This is a genomic window from Streptomyces sp. NPDC001663, from assembly GCF_042893105.1.
In the GTDB taxonomy this organism is placed as follows: Bacteria; Actinomycetota; Actinomycetes; order Streptomycetales; family Streptomycetaceae; genus Streptomyces.
In genome coordinates this window covers 80,310-98,192 of sequence record NZ_JBIAUR010000020.1, presented here as the reverse complement: position 1 = coordinate 98,192, position 17,883 = coordinate 80,310, and the positions used below count along the sequence as shown (strand labels likewise).

The following is a 17,883-nucleotide window of genomic DNA, read 5'->3' as shown; positions in this document are numbered from 1 at the left end:
AAGGAAGTTGACCGTTCCCCCGGCACATCTCACCAGGGAGAACGAGGAGTTACGGAATGACAACGACGGGCCGCTTGGCGCGCTTGGCGAGCCGCCCGGCGACTGACCCGAAGATGCGTCCCACGATCCCGTGCGTGGAACCCACGACGATCGCGTCCGCTTCGTACTCCCGCCCGACCTCTTCGAGTTCGTGGCAGATGTCGCCGCCGCGCTCGACGAGGATCCAGGGCACCTCGGCCAGATACTCCGCACAGGCGAGCTCGAGCCCCAGCACCTCGGTGCGGTGGTCCGGCACGTCGACGAAGACCGGCGGCTCGCAGCCGGCCCACACCGTGGTGGGCAGCCGGTTGGCGACGTGGACGATGATCAGACCCGAGCCCGATCGATGAGCCATGCCGATCGCATAGGCGAGGGCGCGCTCACTGGACGTGGAGCCGTCGAAGCCGACTACGACGCCGTGCTTGAAAGCGGGATCGCAGGAATGGCGTGGCTCTTCCGCCGCCTGGGGCTCGGCCGCCGTAGGGTCGGCGACGGGCCGCTTGCGGTCCGCGGGTTCGAAGAATTCGTGACCGGCCATGGCTGTCTCGGCGTTTTGATCCTTTTATGGGAGGGACAACAGTGTGCTGCGGAGCTGTGTCCGGGAATCATCTTCCCAACCCCATACCCCCAAGGGTACGGCGGCACGCCTCCTTAGCCCAGATCCCGCCCACGGTGCGTGGGGGTTCCAGGGAGCATGCACGAGGGGGCGCCCGTAACGCAATGGTTGCTGCGCTGTACAGGCGGTTTGCACAGGATTCAATTGTCGGCGACCGGGAGGGCGGGCTCCCACAGTGACCGACCGCTCGAACAGGCGTTGAACTCCGTGACCCACGCCCCAGGGAGCCCGCATGTCCGGACCGCACCCCAACCCCGAGACTCCCCGCACGACCGCCCCGCCCCAGGACGCCGCGACCGATGTCGTCCGATGGGCGGCCTTCAGCTGCGTCCTGGTCCCCGTGGTCCTCCTCTGGTACGGCACCTCCCTCGCCGGCGCCACCGGCACGGCACTCGGTCTCGCCGCCGTCACCGCCGTCTGCCGCCTCCTGCTGCGCCAGTCCGAACGCGGCGCGGCCCGCCCGTCGGCCGAGGGTCACGCACCCCGCCGGCGGCCTCGTCACAGAAGTGGCACGGGCGCTCACAGAGGCGGACGTCACACTGGGGGAAATACACCGGTCGGCTGACCGGTTTCCGCGCACGCGCCCGGCGCTTTTCAGCCAACTTCCGGACACCGCGCATCCCTTGCCCTGACCACCCCCCAACCCCCGTTCGACCTGCACGGAAAGGGGTGCGGAGGGTCCGCGTACCCTACGGGGATTGGCCACTGCGACGAGGCGCACTTCCCTGCACGGCCCACGAGTGCAACGCTTCGTGATCGAATGCTTCACGCCAAGTTGCCATGTCGACAATGTGCCGGTTGCCGAACTGGTCACCCCGGCACCACGCGACACAGTAGATTCGATCTTGACGTCTTACGGCGGGGGACTCGTGCAGGACCGAGGGGAAACGTGCAGGAGCGACACAACCGAGGAGCCGCGACCACCGAGGGGGGCTTAGCAGTATGAGCCACGACTCCACTGCCGCGCCGGAAGCCGCGGCCCGGAAGCTTTCCGGGCGACGCCGCAAGGAGATCGTCGCGGTGCTGCTGTTCAGCGGCGGCCCCATCTTCGAGAGTTCCATACCGCTGTCGGTGTTCGGGATCGACCGCCAGGACGCCGGCGTGCCGCGCTACCGACTGCTGGTGTGCGGCGGCGAGGAAGGCCCGCTGCGGACCACAGGGGGCCTGGAACTCACCACGCCGCATGGCCTGGAAGCGATCTCGCGCGCGGGCACGGTCGTCGTGCCGGCCTGGCGCTCGATCACTTCCCCGCCGCCGGAGGAGGCGCTCGACGCTCTGCGCCGGGCGCACGAGGAAGGCGCCCGCATAGTCGGGCTGTGCACCGGCGCCTTCGTACTGGCTGCGGCGGGCCTGCTGGACGGCCGACCCGCGACCACCCACTGGATGTACGCGCCGACGCTGGCCAAGCGCTACCCGTCGGTGCACGTGGATCCGAGAGAACTCTTCGTGGACGACGGAGACGTGCTGACGTCCGCCGGTACGGCGGCCGGAATCGATCTCTGCCTCCACATCGTGCGCACGGACCACGGCAACGAGGCGGCGGGCGCACTGGCCCGGCGTCTGGTCGTGCCTCCGCGCCGTTCGGGCGGTCAGGAGCGCTACCTCGACAGGTCTTTACCGGAGGAGATCGGCGCCGACCCGCTCGCGGAGGTCGTCGCCTGGGCGCTGGAGCACCTGCACGAGCAGTTCGACGTCGAGACGCTGGCGGCGCGCGCGTACATGAGCCGCCGCACCTTCGACCGCCGGTTCCGCTCGCTGACGGGCAGCGCCCCGCTGCAGTGGCTGATCACGCAACGCGTCCTCCAGGCCCAGCGTCTCCTCGAGACGTCGGACTACTCGGTCGACGAGGTCGCGGGCCGCTGCGGCTTCCGCTCGCCGGTGGCCCTGCGCGGCCACTTCCGCCGCCAGCTGGGCTCGTCGCCGGCCGCCTACCGCGCCGCGTACCGCGCCCGTCGTCCGCAAAGCGAGAAGCCGGCCGACGTGGACGGCACGGGCGGCCCGCCGGGACCTCCGCCGGTGCTGCACCCGGAGGGCCCGGTGCCACTGCAGAGCCGCCGGGCTGCGGCGAGCGCGGTGGGCTCGGGCGCGTCGCTGTCGACCGCGGCGGCGACGGAGAACGGCCGCGAGGCATATGTGACAAGCCGGGCAAGCCTGCCGAGCCAGCGCAGCGGCACGTGAGCCGGTGACGGCATCCGCCCAGGGGGCACCGGCCCCCTGGGCGAGGCCGGCTGCAACACCGGTCACCCCAAAAGGCGACGCCAGCTTTAGGGTGGTCGCATGAACGATCGCATGGTGTGGATCGACTGCGAGATGACCGGCCTCTCGCTGTCCGACGACGCTCTCATCGAGGTGGCCGCCCTCGTCACCGACTCCGAGCTGAACATCCTCGGCGAAGGTGTCGACATCGTCATCCGCCCGCCGGACCGGGCGCTGGAGACGATGCCGGAGGTGGTCCGGCAGATGCACACCAACTCCGGGCTGCTGGAGGAACTCGCCGGCGGCACCACCCTCACGGACGCCGAGGAACAGGTCCTCGCGTACGTACGGGAACACGTCAAGGAGCCGGGCAAGGCCCCGCTGTGCGGCAACTCGGTCGGCACCGACCGCGGCTTCCTGCTGAGGGACATGCCGACCCTCGAGGACTACCTCCACTACCGGATCGTCGACGTGTCGAGCGTCAAGGAGCTCGCCCGGCGCTGGTACCCGCGCGCCTACTTCAACAGCCCCGAGAAGAACGGCAACCACCGCGCCCTCGCCGACATCCGCGAGTCGATCGCGGAGCTGCGCTACTACCGCGAGGCGATCTTCGTCCCGCAGCCCGGCCCCGACTCCGACACCGCCAAGTCGATCGCCGCAAAGCACGTCCTGCCTGCGCAGTAGCGGTCCGGAAGGGGTGCCGGAAAAGCCGTGCACGAGCACCCCTTCGGACCCTGTACACTTTTTCTCGGCCGGTCGGAGAACCACGAAGTGAACCGCCGGTCGTGGTGGGTGTAGCTCAGCTGGTAGAGCACCTGGTTGTGGTCCAGGATGTCGCGGGTTCGAGTCCCGTCACTCACCCTGAGTAATCGGCCGGTGACCCTGGGAACAGGGTCACCGGCCGATTCGTTTCTTGGAGGGTCTCGTGCACACCGACACCATCCGCACTCCACGCCTCGATCTCCTCCCCCTCCGCGTCGAGTACGCCGACGAAATGGCCGCCGCGCTCTCCGACCCCGCGCTGCACGACTTCATCGGCGGCGGCCCCAGCTCTCCCGAGGACGTGCGCGTCCGTTACGAGCGACTCGTCGCCGGTTCCCCCGACCCCGCGGTCATCTGGTGCAACTGGGTGCTGAGGCTGCGCGAGGACCACCGGCTCGTGGGGACCGTGCAGGCCACGATCGCCGGGACGACCGCCGAGATCGCCTGGGTCGTCGGCACCCCGTGGCAGGGGCGGGGCCTCGCCTCCGAGGCAGCCTGCGCACTCGTCGCCCGGCTCGCGCAGCGGCCCGGCACGGATACGGTCGTCGCCCATGTCCACCCCGACCACGCGGCGTCGGCGGCGGTCGCCCGGGCCGCCGGGCTGCAGCCGACGGAAGAGGAGCACGACGGCGAGACCCGGTGGCGGCTCTCGCTAGCGCCCTGACGTCGCCGCCCGCCACTCCTCAGTCAACTCCCTTACGCCCGCGAACCGTTCGCCCGGATCCGCCCGCGTCCCCCGCTCCACCACCGCCAGCTGCGCCGCCGTACCCCGCCAGGCGCGTTCCTCGTTCCCGGCGTCCAGGAGGAGACGGGCCGCGCGGCAGAGGACGTAGACCGTCGTGCGGGTGTCGATCACCGCGCCACGGTGCCACTCCTCCGGGGCCATGAAGCGGCGGGAGCCGGGGAGGCGGTCCGTCGTCAGGACGAACGGGCCCGGGCGGTACTCGTCGAGGTCGATGAGGTGCAGGGCGTCGGCGTCGAAGTCGTAGAGGAAGGCTCCGTCGTAGAGATCGACGGCGACCCGGCCCGCGGACTCCACCGCCAGGTGGGCGTCGAGGATGCGGTCCAGGGCGCGGAGGATGCGCGGGACGGGCAGGGCGCGGAAGCGGGCTCGTACGGCGGGGCCGTAGAGGAGTTCGCCCTGGCGCCAGGGCATCACCGCCGCCGTACGGCCGCCGGTCCGTACGGCGATGCGGTGGAGTTGCGGGACGATCGCCGGGTGCCGTACCGCCCGGTGGAAGGCCCAGGCGCGGTCGAGGGACTCCTGTGCGCGGTCGGTCACCGCCTCCTTGACGAACCAGCGGTCGCCGCCGTGGAGTTGGACTCCGTACGACACATTGCCCGAGTCCTGTTCGCGGAAGGTGCGGAACACCTCGCCCACCGAGCGGAGATACGGCTCGACGGCGGGAACCTCGTCAGCGTCCAGCAGGGGATGGGGAGTCATGGGTGTCAGCATGCGCCGCGGGGCGGGCGGGGGCCGCCGGTTTTCCGCGCAGCGGGACCTCCTCGACGAGGATCGCCGCCAGGAAGCCGGCCGCGCACAGGACGGCCGCCGTGAGGAAGATGTGGTGCGTGCCCGTGGCCACCGAGTGGAGGTACTCGGCCTTCGGCGCGCCCGGGTGCACGGCACGGGTGAAGAGCGAGCCGAAGACCGCCACGCCCAGGGAGCCGCCGAGGGTGCGGAAGAGGTTCGTCGACGCGGAGGCCGCGCCCATGTCGCGCAGGTCGACACTGTTCTGGGCGATGGTCGTGGCCATCTGTAGGGCGAGGCCCAGGCCCAGGCCGGTCAGGGCCATGTAGCAGCCGGTGAGGGTGCGGGAGGTGCCGGTGTCCATGGTCGACAGCAGGAGCATGCCGACGGCGAGGAAAGCCGTGCCGAGGATCGGGAAGATCTTGTAGCGGCCGGTGCGGGACATGATCTTTCCGGCGATGTTCGAGGCGATGACGACCGGGATCATCAGCGGGAGCAGGAGCAGGCCCGAGCTGGTCGCCGAGGCGCCCTGGACCGTCTGCTGGAACAGGGGGAGGTAGAGCGCCGAGCCGAACATCACCACGCCCGTCGTGAGCAACAGGGCTGTGGCGAGCGGGAAGTTGCGGTGCCCGGTGAAGATCCGCGGCGGGAGGAGGGGCTCGGCGGTCCGGCGTTCCACGGCCACGAAGGCCAGGGCGGCGAGCACGGCCACGGCGGCCAGGGTGAGGATCTGCCAGGACGTCCAGGCGTACGTCGTACCGGCCCAGGTCGCGGCGAGGACGGTCGCGGTGATCGCGGCGGTCAGCAGGGCGACGCCGGGCCAGTCGATGCGGGCCTTGACGCGTTGCGCGGGCAGTTTCAGCAGCAGGTGGACCCAGACCATGGCGACCAGGCCGAGCGGCAGGTTGACGTAGAAGGCCCAGCGCCAGCCGAGGTGGCCGGTGACGAAGCCGCCGAGGAGGGGGCCGCCGACGGTGCCGACCGCCATGACGGTGGCGGTCATGCCCTGGTAGCGGCCCCGTTCGCGGGGTGAGACCAGGGTGCCGATCAGGGCGAAGGCGCCGGCCGCGAGCCCGCCTGCGCCCATCCCCTGCAGTGCGCGGAACTCGATCAGCTGGGTCATCGAGTGGGCGGCGCCGGTCAGCAGCGAGCCGATCAGGAAGACCGCGATCGACGCGAGGAAGACGCGCTTGCGGCCGTACAGGTCACCGACCTTGCCCCAGACGGGAGTTGAGACCGCGGTGGCGAGCGTGTACGCGGTGACGACCCAGGAGATGTGCTCCAGGCCGCCCAGGTCTTCGACGATCGTCGGCATCGCCGTACCGACGATGTTGTTGTCGAGCATCCCCAGCAGCATCGCGAGCATCACGCCGAGGAGCGTCCAGCGGACGTTCTTGGTTGGTGTGGTCATGGCCGCCAGAAAAGCACACTCACTAAATAAGTGCAACGAGTCAACTTTTAAATCGAGACAACCGAAGGGGTACGCTGCTGCCATGACGGAGACGATGGGGCGCCGCGAGCGCAAGAAGGCCGCCACGCGGCAGGCGCTGGCCGACGCGGCACTGGAACTGTTCCTGGAGCACGGCTACGACAAGGTGAGCATCAGGGACATCGCCGAGGCCGCGGACGTCTCCACGACGACCCTGTTCAAGCACTTCCCGAGCAAGGAAGCGCTGGTCTTCGACCTGGACGCCGACCAGGAGGCGGCCCTGGTGGCCGCGGTGCGGGACAGGGTTCCGGGTACGTCGATCCCGCAGGCACTGCGGGCACATGTGCTGAAGTCGCGGCTCTTCTCACCCGAACACGACGGGCAGATCACCGAGTTCATCGGGCTCGTCCGCAGCACCCCGGCACTGACCGACTACCAACGCCGCATGTGGATGCGCCACGAACACGCCCTCGCCGAGGCCATCGCCGCCGAGACCGGCACCGGCGCGGACGACCCCCGATGCACGGCCCTGGCCCACTTCGCCCTGGAGGCCCGCAGCCTGGGCAGCGCCTCGTCCGACCCGGTGGGCACGGTCAACGCGGCGTTCGATCTGCTGGAGACGGGCTGGGACGCCGTACAGCCACAGCAGTGATCAGGAAGACGTCCGCGTCACCAGTTCCGTCGCCAGTACCACCTGCCGCCGCTCCAACCCCCGCGACACCGCAGGCCTGCGGTCGGCGATTTCCTCCAGGAGGAGGTCGATCATGCGGCGGCCCATCTCCTCGATGGGCTGGCGGACGCTGGTGAGGGGTGGGTCCATGTGGCGGGCTATGGCCGAGTCGTCGTAGCCGACGAGGGCCACGTCGTCGGGGATGCGGCGGCCCTCCTCGCGCAGGACCTGGCGGGCGCCGGCCGCCATCACGTCCGAGCCGGCGAAGACCGCGTCCAGGTCGGGGTGGCGGGCGAGCAGGTTCGTCATCGCCCGGCGGCCGCCCTCCTCGGTGAAGTCGCCCGGTTCGATGAGGCGTTCGTCGGCCTCGTGGCCGGCGTCGCTCAGGGCGTCACGGTAGCCGTCGACGCGGCGCTGGGCACCGTACACGTCGAGGCGGCCGGTGATGTGGGCTATCTTGCGGCGGCCCCGGGTCAGCAGGTGCTCCACCGCCGAGCGGCCGCCGCCGTAGTTGTCGGAGTCCACCGAGGTCAGGGTCTCGGCGGCCGAGCGGGGGCCGCTGATCACCGCCGGGATCTCCAGTTGGGCCAGCAGGTCCGGGAGGGGGTCGTCCGCATGGACCGAGACCAGCAGGACACCGTCCACCCGGTGCGCGGCCAGGTACTGGGCCAGGCGGCGGCGCTCGCGGTCGCCGCCCGCGAAGATCAGCAGCAACTGCATCTCCGTGTCGGAGAGTTCGGCCCCCACGCCCTTGAGCATGTCCGAGAAGTACGGCTCCGCGAAGAAGCGGGTCTCCGGCTCGGGGACGACCAGGGCGATCGCGTCCGTGCGGTTCGCCGCGAGGGCCCGGGCCGCCGTGTTGGGGACGTAGCCGAGCTCCGCGACCGCCGCCTCGACCGCCGCGCGGGTCGCGTCGCTGACCCGGGGCGAGCCGTTGATCACCCGGGAGACCGTGCCGCGGCCCACGCCGGCGCGGGCGGCGACCTCTTCGAGGGTGGGCCGGCCACCGCTTCGGCCGCGCGCTCCGTGGCTTGTTGCCATTGGCTCCGCCCTCCCATGCACCTACGTTGGCCTGGAATCTAACAGTCCTGCCGGCTGCGACGACCGGCACGGCGGGAGCCACCGCCCCATGCCGCCCGGCCCCCTTCAGGAGACCGGATCACGGACTCTCGGATTCCAGTTAACGTCCCGATAACTGAACGCATAACTCCGCGTCCGCTCCCTTGACACCCCCGCCCGAACCGACGACTCTTCAACACATCACTTGTGGGAGCGCTCCCACAGTACCTGACACATACACATCCCGCACGTTCCCCGCCCGAGCCGCAGCGAGTACGAACGGGCCCAACCAATGCAGTTGGCCGGGGGGTCGGCACGTCAGGCAACAGGAGGACGCAAATGGGCACGAGTACCCGACGGTCCCGCAGGCTTATGGCCCTCGCGGCCGTGGCCGCGCTGACCACGGGGCTGCTGGCCGGCTGCTCCAAGGACTCGGACGACAACTCGTCGAACGACAGCGGCGGCAACGCCAAGGGCAAGACCACGCTGACCGTCGGCACCTTCGGTGTGTTCGGTTACAAGCAGGCCGGCCTCTACGACGAGTACATGAAGCTGCACCCGGACATCAGCATCAAGGAGAACGTCACCACCCGCACCGACGTCTACTGGCCGAAGGTCCTCACCCGTCTGCAGGCCGGTTCCGGCACCGACGACATCCAGGCGATCGAGGTCGGCAACGTCACCGAGGCCGTGCAGACGCAGGGCGCCAAGTTCGTCGACCTCGGCAAGGACGTCGACAAGTCCCAGTGGCTGAACTGGAAGAACGCCCAGGCCACCACCAAGGACGGCAAGCTGATCGGGCTCGGCACCGACGTCGGCCCGATGGCGATCTGTTACCGCAAGGACCTCTTCAAGAAGGCCGGCCTGGAGACGGACCGCACCAAGCTCGCCGCGCAGTGGAAGGGCGACTGGGCGAAGTACGTCGACGTCGGCAAGGAGTACATGAAGAAGGCGCCGAAGGGCACCAAGTTCGTGGACTCGGCCTCCTCCGTCTACAACGCCGCTCTCGGTGGCGGGAGCGAGCGGTACTACGACAAGGACGGCAACGTCATCTGGGACAAGTCCGACGGCGTGAAGAAGGCCTGGGACGTCGCGATGTCGGTGGCGACCGGCAACATGTCGGCCAAGCTGAAGCAGTTCGACAAGCCGTGGGACCAGGGCTACGCCAACGCCACCTTCGCCACGGTGGCCTGCCCGGCCTGGATGATCGGCTACATCGAGCAGAAGTCCGGTGACTCGGGCAAGGGCAACTGGGACGTCGCCGCCGCGCCGACCGCGTCCAACTGGGGCGGCTCCTTCCTCGGCGTGCCGACGGCGAGCAAGCACCAGAAGGAGGCCGTCGCCCTGGCGAAGTGGCTGACCGCGCCCGAGCAGCAGGCGAAGGTCTTCGCCAAGCAGGCCAGCTTCCCGTCGACCCCGTCGGCGTACTCGACCCTGAAGCCGGCCGCCGACACCACGGCGTACTTCGACAACGCGCCGATCACGCAGATCTTCTCCGACTCGGCGAAGACCATCCCGGTCCAGTACTTCGGCATCAAGGACCAGCCGATCAACACCGCGATCACCGACGTCGGCATCCTCCAGGTCGAGCAGAAGGGCAAGACCCCCGACCAGGGCTGGGACGCCGCGTCCAAGGAGATCAAGGACGTGCTCGGCCAGTGAGCAGCTCCAAGCAGGCACTCGCGCATCCCGCGTCGAGCGCCGAGGCCGCGCCCGGCACCCCGCCGGGCGCGGCCCGGGGCGCTCACGGTCGCGGTACACCGCCCCCGGGTCCCGACTCGTGGCGCAGCCGGCTGTACCGCTGGGACATGAAGGCGTCCCCGTACGCGTTCATCGCCCCCTTCTTCATCATCTTCGGGGCCTTCTCGCTGGTCCCGCTGCTGTACACGGCGTGGTACTCGCTGCACAACGTGCAGTTGTCCTCGCTGGACACCCAGACCTGGGCGGGCCTGGACAACTACAAGAACCTGCTCAGCTCGGACTTCTTCTGGAACGCCCTCAAGAACACCTTCACCATCGGTGTGATCTCGACCGTGCCCCAGCTGATGGCGGCGATCGGACTTGCGCACCTGCTCAACTACCGGCTGCGCGGCTCGACCGTGTGGCGGGTCGTGATGCTGACCCCGTACGCCACCTCGGTGGCGGCGGCGACCCTCGTCTTCACGCTGCTGTACTCGTGGGACGGCGGCATGATCAACTGGCTGCTGCACTTCGTCGGGATCGATCCGATCAACTGGCGTGAGTCCGACTGGGGTTCGCAGTTCGCGGTGTCGTCGATCGTGATCTGGCGGTGGACCGGCTACAACGCGCTGATCTATCTGGCGGCGATGCAGGCGATCCCGACCGACCTGTACGAGTCGGCGGCGATCGACGGCGCCAACCGCTGGCAGCAGTTCCGGCACGTCACCATCCCGCAGCTGCGCCCGACGATCCTGTTCACCGTTGTGGTGTCGACCATCGGTGCGACCCAGCTCTTCGGTGAGCCCCTGCTGTTCGGCGGGGTCAGCGGGTCCAAGGGCGGCTCCGAGCACCAGTACCAGACGCTCGGTCTGTACATGTACGACCAGGGCTGGATCATCGGCAACCTCGGCAAGGCGTCCGCGATCGCCTGGTCGATGTTCCTGATCCTGCTGATCGTCGCCGTGATCAATCTGCTGTTCACCCGACGCCTGAGGAAGTCCCAATGACCACCAGTGAACTGACCTTGCCTCAGGTCCAGAAGCCGAAGAAGGACCGGGGCCGCCGGGTGATGGGCGCGGGCAAGCAGCTGCACGCCGGCCCGGTGACGTACATCGTCCTGACCGTCTTCGCGCTGATCTCGCTGGCGCCGCTGGTGTGGACGGCGATCGCGGCCTCGCGCACCGACCGGAGGCTGGCCGAGACGCCGCCGCCGCTGTGGTTCGGCGGGAACCTGTTCAAGAACATGCAGTCCGCGTGGGACCAGGCGGGCCTGGGCACCGCGATGTTCAACAGCGTGCTCGTCGCGGGCACCATCACCGTCAGTACGGTGGTCTTCTCCACGCTCGCCGGGTTCGCCTTCGCCAAGCTGCGGTTCCGGTTCTCGAGCGTGCTGCTGCTCCTGACCATCGGCACGATGATGATCCCGCCGCAGCTGGCCGTCGTACCGCTGTACCTGTGGATGGCGGACCTGGGCTGGTCGAACCAGCTGCAGACGGTGATCCTCCCGACCCTGGTGACGGCCTTCGGCACGTTCTTCATGCGGCAGTACCTGGTGCAGGCGCTGCCGACCGAGCTGATCGAGGCGGCGAGAGTGGACGGCGCGAGCAGCCTGCGCGTCGTGTGGCACGTGGTCTTCCCGGCCGCACGACCCGCGATGGCCGTCCTGGGCCTGCTGACCTTCGTGTTCGCCTGGAACGACTTCCTGTGGCCGATCATCGCCCTCAACCAGCAGAACCCGACCGTGCAGGTCGCCCTCAACTCCCTCGGCACCGGCTACGTCCCCGACCAGGCCGTGATCATGGCGGGCGCGCTGCTGGGCACGCTGCCGCTGCTGATCGCGTTCATCCTGTTCGGCAAGCAGATCGTGGGCGGCATCATGCAGGGTGCGATCAAGGGCTGACGGTTCGTCATATCGCTTTTGCCGTACGTCCCTTCGGGGCCGGGTCAGCGCCGCCTCGGCCCCCTCCTCCCCCCTCCAACTCTTCGGTCTGAACGACCTCTTATGGGAGCGCTTCCATGTCTGAGTCCGCACACCCGGCGACCACGGTGACCTTTCCCCCCTCCTTCCTCTGGGGCGCCGCGACGTCCGCGTACCAGATCGAGGGGGCGGTGCGGGAGGGCGGCCGTACGCCCTCCATCTGGGACACCTTCAGTCATACGCCGGGCAAGACCGCCGGTGGCGAGCACGGTGACATCGCTGTCGACCACTACCACCGCTACCGCGAAGACGTGGCGCTGATGGCCGAGTTGGGCCTGTCCGCGTACCGCTTCTCGATCTCCTGGTCGCGGGTGCAGCCCACCGGCCGGGGCCCGGCGGTACAGGTGGGCCTGGACTTCTACCGGCGGCTGGTGGACGAGCTGCTCGAGCACGGCATCAAGCCGGCCGTCACGCTCTACCACTGGGATCTGCCGCAGGAGCTGGAGGACGCGGGCGGCTGGCCGGAGCGGGACACGGCGTACCGGTTCGCCGAGTACGCGCAGATCGTGGGCGAGGCGCTGGGCGACCGGGTGGAGCAGTGGATCACGCTCAACGAGCCGTGGTGCAGCGCCTTCCTGGGCTACGGCTCCGGGGTGCACGCGCCGGGCCGGACGGACCCCGAGGCCTCGCTGCGGGCCGCCCACCATCTGAACCTGGCGCACGGGCTGGGCGCTTCGGCCCTCCGCTCGGTCATGCCGGCCCGCAACTCGCTCGCGCTCAGCCTCAACTCCTCGGTGGTCAGGCCGCTTTCGCCGCAGGACCCGGCGGACCTGGCGGCGGTGCGGAAGATCGACGACCTGGCCAACGGAGTCTTCCACGGCCCGATCCTGCACGGGGCGTACCCGGAGTCGCTGTTCGCGGCGACCGAGCTGATCACCGACTGGTCCTACGTCCTCGACGGCGACCTGCGCGCGATCCACCAGCCGCTGGACGCGCTGGGCCTCAACTACTACACACCGACGCTGGTTTCGACGACCGACCCGGACGCGAGCGGTCCGCGCGCCGACGGCCACGGCGCGAGCGACCACTCCCCGTGGCCGGGCGCGGACGACGTCGCCTTCCACCAGACGCCGGGCGAGCGCACGGAGATGGGCTGGACGATCGACCCGACGGGCCTGCACGAGCTGATCATGCGTTACACGAGGGAGGCCCCGGGCCTGCCGCTCTACATCACCGAGAACGGCGCGGCCTACGACGACAAGCCCGACCCCGACGGCAGGGTCCACGACCCGGAGCGCACCGCCTATCTGCACGGCCACCTCTCGGCGGTGCGCCGTGCGATCACCGACGGCGCGGACGTCCGCGGCTACTACCTGTGGTCCCTGCTGGACAACTTCGAGTGGGCGTACGGCTACGAGAAGCGCTTCGGCGCGGTGTACGTCGACTACGCGACCCTCGCGCGTACGCCGAAGTCGAGCGCCCTCTGGTACGGGCAGGCGGCGCGGACGGGGACCTTGCCCTCGGTGGAGGCCGACTGACGGGGGCCCAGGAGCGGGGGGCGGGGTGCGGCGGCCGAGGGGGGCGCCGCACCCCGGTTCTTCACCCATGGCAACGCGGCGGGGCGACCGAGCCTGACCGCCGGGCTCCTTCTGAACAGCGGTGCGCGCCCCGGCCGGATGGGGGGAAGACCGGCCGGGGCGCGTCGACCCCCGTTGCGCAGTGGTCAGTTGAAGGTGCCGAACGCCTTCGAGAAGGCGAACTTGTCCTGGGTGATCGAGCTGCAGGTCGCGTCGGCGGTGGGCTTGGTGCCGCCGTCGCACTGCTTGTCGCGGGTGGCGGACCACATGGACAGCCAGCCCAGGCCCTTGGACTTGGCGAAGTTCACCAGCTGGGTGGCGTCGTCGACCTTGAAGATCTCGGACGAGACGTCGTTGACGCCGATCATCGGGGTGACCGCCACCGCCTTCCAGGCAGCGGAGTCCGAGAGGCCGAGCACGCTCTTGACCTGGGCCTGCGTGGCGGTGGCGGCCTGCTCGGCGTACGTGCCCATGTCGCCGCTGTACGAGGCGCCGTAGTCCATCGCCATGATGTTGACACTGTCGATCTTCACGCCGTTGGACTTGGCGTTGGACAGGAGGTTCACGCCGTCCTGGGTGAGGCCCTCGGGCATGACCGGGAGGGTGTACGAGACGTCCAGGTCGGGATGCTGGGCCTGGAGCTTCGCTATCGCCTGCGCCCGCCGGGTGTTCGCCGCCGTGTTGGGCAGCGCGCCGCCCTCCACGTCGAAGTCGACCTTGGTCAGCTTGTACGCGTCCACGACCTTGCCGTACGCCGTAGCCAGCGCGTCCGCCGAGGAGCATGTCGTCGCCAGCTCGGAGCCGGACGCGCCGCCGAAGGAGACGCGGACGTCGCCGCCCTTGGCGCGCAGCGCGCCGATCTGCGAGGCCACGCCGTCGCTGCCGAGGTCGCTCACCCCACCCCACTTGGGTGTGCAGCCGCCGCCGTCGGTGATGAAGGCGAGGTTGTAGTTCTTCACGCCGGTCGCCTCGGCGCTCGCGAGCAGGTCGAAGGCCGGGTAGAGCGAGGTGTCGACGTAGGGGGCGAAGCCGGCGCTCGCGGTGGTGCCGGTGCCGGAGCTCTGGGACGGGGTCGGCGTCGGGGTGGGGGTCGCGGTCTTCGTCGGCGTGGCCGTGGGAGTGGAGGTCGGCGTCGGCGTCGCGGACTGCGTCGGGCGGCCGCTCGGCTCCGGCGTCGGGCCGTCGTCCGCGGAACACTTGGCGCCGTCGATGAGACAACTCTTCGGATCGGCGCTGCCGTTGACGACGAAGCCGACGGTGACGGACTTGCCGGGCGCGAGGCCGTCGGTGTCCCACTTGGCCGGCGTCACGGTGACGTGCTGCCCGCTGACGCTGGACTCCGCGTTCCACAGCGAGCTGAGCTTCGAGCCGGAGGGCAGGTCGAACTCCAGCTTCCAGGTCTTCTCCGTCCCCCCGCTGTTGTTCGTGACGACGTACTGCGCGGTGTAACCCGTCGACCAGTCGCTGGTCTTGGTGTACGCGGCGCCGATGCCGGCCGCCTGCGCGGTGCCGGTGAGCAGAATCGCACCGCCACCGATCACGGCCGCGGCGACCGCCCCGCCGATCACCTTGTTTCTACCGCTCACCTTGCGCCGGTGCGTGCTCATCACGTGTCTGCCTTCACTTTTCGGGGGTCGGGTGCGGCAGCACGCTAGCGATCCGGAATCGGGCAAAGCGCCTGATCCGGACGGGGGTTGGGGATCTTAGGGTGCGCTTAAGGAAGGGATCGGGGACGGTTAAAGGTAGAGACCAATTTGCCACCCACGGTCACTTCGCGACCGCCCGCCTACGGCGCCGCACCGATCGATGCCCCCGCCCGCCCGGCGTCCGTACCCGCCCGTCCAGCTGGATCCAGATCCGCACCTCGGTGCCGCCGAGGACCGACGAGCCGATCCGGACGTCACCGCCGGTCGCCTCCGCGAGCCGCCGCACGATGTCCAGGCCGAGCCCGGTCGAGCCGTCGCTGCCCGACCCGCGCCCGCGCGCCATCGCCGCCTCGGGGTCGGTTATGCCCGGGCCCGCGTCGGACACGAGGACGATCACCGCGTCCTCGCCGTTGTGCAGGTCGACCGCGAAGGCCGTGCCCTCGGCGGTGTGCCGGAAGACGTTGCCGAGCAGGGCGTCCAGTGCGGCCGCGAGGTCGGCCCGGGCCACGGGTATCCGCACCGGCCGGTCGGCGCCGGCCACCCGCCACTTGCGGCCCTCGTCCTCCGCGAGCGCCGACCAGAACCCCATCCGCTCCCGGACGACCTCGGCCGCGTCGCACCCGGCACCGGGCCCGGCCGCCGCGGTCTGCGGCTTGGCGTCCCGGGCCGTGCGGATGATGGTGTCGACCTCGCGCTCCAGCTGGGCGACCGCGGCCCGGGTCTGCTCGGCGGCGGGCCCGTCCCCGAGTGAGGCCGCGTTGAGCCGCAGCACGGTCAGCGGCGTCCGCAGCCGGTGGGACAGATCCGCCGCCAACTCCCGCTCATTGGCGAGGAGTTGCACGACCTGGTCGGCCATGGAGTTGAACGCGACCGCGGCCAGCCGCAGTTCGGTCGGCCCTTCCTCCGGGACCCGCGACCCCAGCTTCCCCTCCCCCAGCTCGTGCGCAGCCTCGACCAGCCGCTGGGCGGGCTGCACCATCCGCACACCCAGCCGGTCGGCCACCGCGACGGAGCCGACGATCAGTGCGACACCCACACCGGCCAGCACCGCCCACGCCGTACTCACGCCGTTGCTGACCTCGGCCTCGGGGACGTACACCTCGACGACCGCTATCTCACCGGAGCTCAGCGCGACCGGGGAGAGCAGCGTGGAGCCGCCGGAGACCTCGGTGGTGGAGGCGCGGCCCAGCTTGCGCACGGTCGCGATGTCGCCGTCGGCGGCGCGCTGCCGGCCGATGTCGAGGGCCGCCTGGTCGCCGGCCGCCGGTATGTGCACGGCCATCCCGGAGTCCGAGCCCGCCGAGGCGACGACCCGCTCCAGCTGGTCGCGCTCGGTGGTGATGGACAGCGCGGGCGCGACCGCCGCGGCCTCCCGCTCGGCGTTGGAGAACGCGCGGTCCCGGGCCATCTCCTTGATGACGAGCCCGAGCGGCACCGCGAAGGCGACCACGACCATGGCGGTGACCGCCAGACAGACCTTGACCAGTGCCCATCTCATCGCGGCGGCTCCGATCCACCGGGTGGCTCCAGCTTCACACCGACGCCCCGCAGGGTGTGCAGATAGCGTGGCTGCGCCGCCGTCTCGCCCAACTTCCGCCGCAGCCAGGAGAGATGGACGTCGATGGTCTGGTCGTCGCCATACGACTGCTGCCACACCTCTGCAAGGAGTTCCTTGCGCGGTACGACGACGCCGGGCCGGCCGGCGAGGAAGGCGAGCAGGTCGAACTCGCGGCGGGTGAGGTCGAGCCGCACGCCGTCCAGCTCGGCCTGACGGCGCAGCGGGTCGACGGTGAGGCCGCCGACGCGGATGACGCTGGAGGGCGGGGCGTCACCGGGAGCGGTACGGGCCCGGCGCAGCACCGCCGCCATCCTCGCCGACAGGTGCTCGACCGAGAACGGCTTGGTCAGGTAGTCGTCCGCGCCGGCGTTCAGCAGCTGGACGATCTCCGTCTCGTCGTCCCGCGCGGTGGCGATGATCACAGGGACGTCGGTGATCCCGCGCAGCATCTTCAGGGCCTCGGACCCGTCCAGATCGGGCAGACCGAGGTCCAGGATCACCACGTCGAAACGGAAATGGGCGACCTCGCGCAGCGCCTCCAGCGCCGTCCCGACACTGCGCACGGTGTGCGCGGCATCGGTCAGGTGCCGGATCAGCGCCGAGCGTACGAACTGGTCGTCCTCGACCACGAGCACACTTGCCATGCGCGGCACCGTACCCCCTGCGGGCGGCCCTCATCGGAGCCTGTGGATAACTCCGACCGTGTGCGGCTCGTGGGACGCGTGAGGCAGTATGGCCCGCGATGCGCAGAGGACTCGTACACGTACTGGCTTGGTCGCTCGCCACGGGCGCGGCGGTCACGCTGTCGTGGTGGGGCGTCCACACGGTGATGGCGGGCACGGCCTACGACCCGCCCCGCGCCCTGCCGATCACGGCGGCGGACGCGACCACGCAGGAGTCGAAGCCGCTGGCGTCGTCGACCGCACGGCCCTCCCCGTCGGAGACCGCGTCGGTCAAGCCGTCCCCGACGCCCACCCCCACCCCGTCGAGGACCCCGTCGAAGAGCCCCACCCCGTCCACCTCCCCCTCCGCATCCGGCCAGGTCAAGAGCTACGACACCGACGGCGGGCGCGCCGTCTTCGACCTGGGCAGGACTTCGGCGTCGCTCGTGATGGCGATCCCGGCCACCGGCTGGTCGATGCAGACGTGGAAGACGGACACCTGGATCCGCGTGGAGTTCACCTCGGGTACGGACAAGGTGTCGGTGATCTGCACCTGGCACGACGGTCCGCCGCATGTGGAGATCGGGAACTACTAGTTCG

General features: G+C 70.1%; 17 protein-coding genes and 1 tRNA gene. 11 read left to right on the top strand and 7 right to left on the bottom strand.

The window, feature by feature from the left end; all coding sequences use genetic code 11:
• Window positions 1-49: 49 nt before the first annotated feature.
• Window positions 50-577, bottom strand: coding sequence for a universal stress protein (locus tag ACFY1L_RS45740; RefSeq protein ID WP_361257292.1), 528 nt, complete (start codon window positions 575-577; stop codon window positions 50-52).
• 310 nt (window positions 578-887) lie between these two features.
• Here ACFY1L_RS45740 and ACFY1L_RS45735 point away from each other — a divergent pair, with 310 nt between their 5' ends.
• From ACFY1L_RS45735 to ACFY1L_RS45715, 5 genes are all read left to right on the top strand, one after another.
• Window positions 888-1,220, top strand: coding sequence for a hypothetical protein (locus ACFY1L_RS45735; RefSeq protein ID WP_388839342.1), 333 nt, complete (start codon window positions 888-890; stop codon window positions 1,218-1,220).
• 377 nt (window positions 1,221-1,597) lie between these two features.
• Entirely contained in the window at window positions 1,598-2,833 is a 1,236-nt protein-coding gene (locus ACFY1L_RS45730; protein ID WP_388839339.1) for a helix-turn-helix domain-containing protein, read from the top strand.
• Window positions 2,834-2,932: 99 nt separating this feature from the next.
• Window positions 2,933-3,535, top strand: coding sequence for an oligoribonuclease (gene orn, locus ACFY1L_RS45725; protein WP_361257284.1), 603 nt, complete (start codon window positions 2,933-2,935; stop codon window positions 3,533-3,535).
• Between the two features lie 104 nt (window positions 3,536-3,639).
• Window positions 3,640-3,712: transfer RNA gene (locus ACFY1L_RS45720), tRNA-His, on the top strand.
• Between the two features lie 64 nt (window positions 3,713-3,776).
• On the top strand, window positions 3,777-4,277 hold the full coding sequence (locus tag ACFY1L_RS45715; RefSeq protein WP_388839335.1) for a GNAT family N-acetyltransferase: 501 nt from the start codon (window positions 3,777-3,779) through the stop codon (window positions 4,275-4,277).
• On the opposite strand, the gene ACFY1L_RS45710 is transcribed toward ACFY1L_RS45715, so the two are convergent.
• Both ACFY1L_RS45710 and ACFY1L_RS45705 read right to left on the bottom strand, forming a co-directional pair.
• The gene (locus tag ACFY1L_RS45710) at window positions 4,266-5,057 is read right to left on the bottom strand and encodes a serine/threonine protein kinase (RefSeq protein ID WP_388839333.1); all 792 of its coding nucleotides are present in this window, start codon (window positions 5,055-5,057) and stop codon (window positions 4,266-4,268) included. The genes ACFY1L_RS45715 and ACFY1L_RS45710 overlap by 12 nt on opposite strands.
• A complete protein-coding gene (locus ACFY1L_RS45705) occupies window positions 5,029-6,495 on the bottom strand; it encodes an MDR family MFS transporter (RefSeq protein ID WP_388839330.1) in 1,467 nt (488 codons plus the stop codon). Before ACFY1L_RS45705 ends, ACFY1L_RS45710 begins: the two co-directional genes overlap by 29 nt.
• Before the next feature lie 82 nt (window positions 6,496-6,577).
• On the opposite strand from ACFY1L_RS45705, the gene ACFY1L_RS45700 reads away from it, so the two are divergent.
• Window positions 6,578-7,165, top strand: coding sequence for a TetR/AcrR family transcriptional regulator (locus ACFY1L_RS45700; RefSeq protein WP_388839327.1), 588 nt, complete (start codon window positions 6,578-6,580; stop codon window positions 7,163-7,165).
• Here the strand turns inward: ACFY1L_RS45700 and ACFY1L_RS45695 are convergent, their stop codons facing one another.
• Window positions 7,166-8,224: a LacI family DNA-binding transcriptional regulator gene (locus ACFY1L_RS45695; protein ID WP_388839324.1), complete on the bottom strand. Its 1,059-nt coding sequence runs from the start codon at window positions 8,222-8,224 to the stop codon at window positions 7,166-7,168.
• A 357-nt stretch (window positions 8,225-8,581) separates the two neighbouring features.
• Between ACFY1L_RS45695 and ACFY1L_RS45690 the strand changes: the two genes are divergently transcribed.
• The 4 genes from ACFY1L_RS45690 (at window position 8,582) to ACFY1L_RS45675 (ending at window position 13,378) form a co-directional block, all read left to right on the top strand.
• The gene (locus ACFY1L_RS45690) at window positions 8,582-9,904 is read left to right on the top strand and encodes an ABC transporter substrate-binding protein (protein ID WP_388839321.1); all 1,323 of its coding nucleotides are present in this window, start codon (window positions 8,582-8,584) and stop codon (window positions 9,902-9,904) included.
• On the top strand, window positions 9,901-10,929 hold the full coding sequence (locus tag ACFY1L_RS45685; protein ID WP_388839318.1) for a carbohydrate ABC transporter permease: 1,029 nt from the start codon (window positions 9,901-9,903) through the stop codon (window positions 10,927-10,929). The genes ACFY1L_RS45690 and ACFY1L_RS45685 overlap by 4 nt, the downstream gene beginning before the upstream one ends.
• Entirely contained in the window at window positions 10,926-11,822 is an 897-nt protein-coding gene (locus tag ACFY1L_RS45680) for a carbohydrate ABC transporter permease (protein ID WP_388839315.1), read from the top strand. The genes ACFY1L_RS45685 and ACFY1L_RS45680 overlap by 4 nt, the downstream gene beginning before the upstream one ends.
• 116 nt (window positions 11,823-11,938) lie before the next feature.
• Window positions 11,939-13,378: a GH1 family beta-glucosidase gene (locus ACFY1L_RS45675; RefSeq protein WP_388839312.1), complete on the top strand. Its 1,440-nt coding sequence runs from the start codon at window positions 11,939-11,941 to the stop codon at window positions 13,376-13,378.
• Window positions 13,379-13,563: 185 nt separating this feature from the next.
• Here the strand turns inward: ACFY1L_RS45675 and ACFY1L_RS45670 are convergent, their stop codons facing one another.
• The 3 genes from ACFY1L_RS45670 to ACFY1L_RS45660 all read right to left on the bottom strand — a co-directional run bounded on the left by ACFY1L_RS45670 (window position 13,564) and on the right by ACFY1L_RS45660 (window position 17,265).
• Window positions 13,564-15,024 (bottom strand): cellulose binding domain-containing protein, encoded by a 1,461-nt coding sequence (locus ACFY1L_RS45670; RefSeq protein ID WP_388839309.1) that lies wholly within the window; start codon window positions 15,022-15,024, stop codon window positions 13,564-13,566.
• A gap of 160 nt (window positions 15,025-15,184) precedes the next feature.
• Window positions 15,185-16,561, bottom strand: coding sequence for a sensor histidine kinase (locus tag ACFY1L_RS45665; RefSeq protein ID WP_388839306.1), 1,377 nt, complete (start codon window positions 16,559-16,561; stop codon window positions 15,185-15,187).
• Window positions 16,558-17,265: a response regulator transcription factor gene (locus ACFY1L_RS45660; RefSeq protein WP_388839303.1), complete on the bottom strand. Its 708-nt coding sequence runs from the start codon at window positions 17,263-17,265 to the stop codon at window positions 16,558-16,560. Before ACFY1L_RS45660 ends, ACFY1L_RS45665 begins: the two co-directional genes overlap by 4 nt.
• 98 nt (window positions 17,266-17,363) lie before the next feature.
• Here ACFY1L_RS45660 and ACFY1L_RS45655 point away from each other — a divergent pair, with 98 nt between their 5' ends.
• Entirely contained in the window at window positions 17,364-17,879 is a 516-nt protein-coding gene (locus tag ACFY1L_RS45655; protein ID WP_388839300.1) for a hypothetical protein, read from the top strand.
• The last annotated feature ends 4 nt before the right edge of the window (window positions 17,880-17,883 follow it).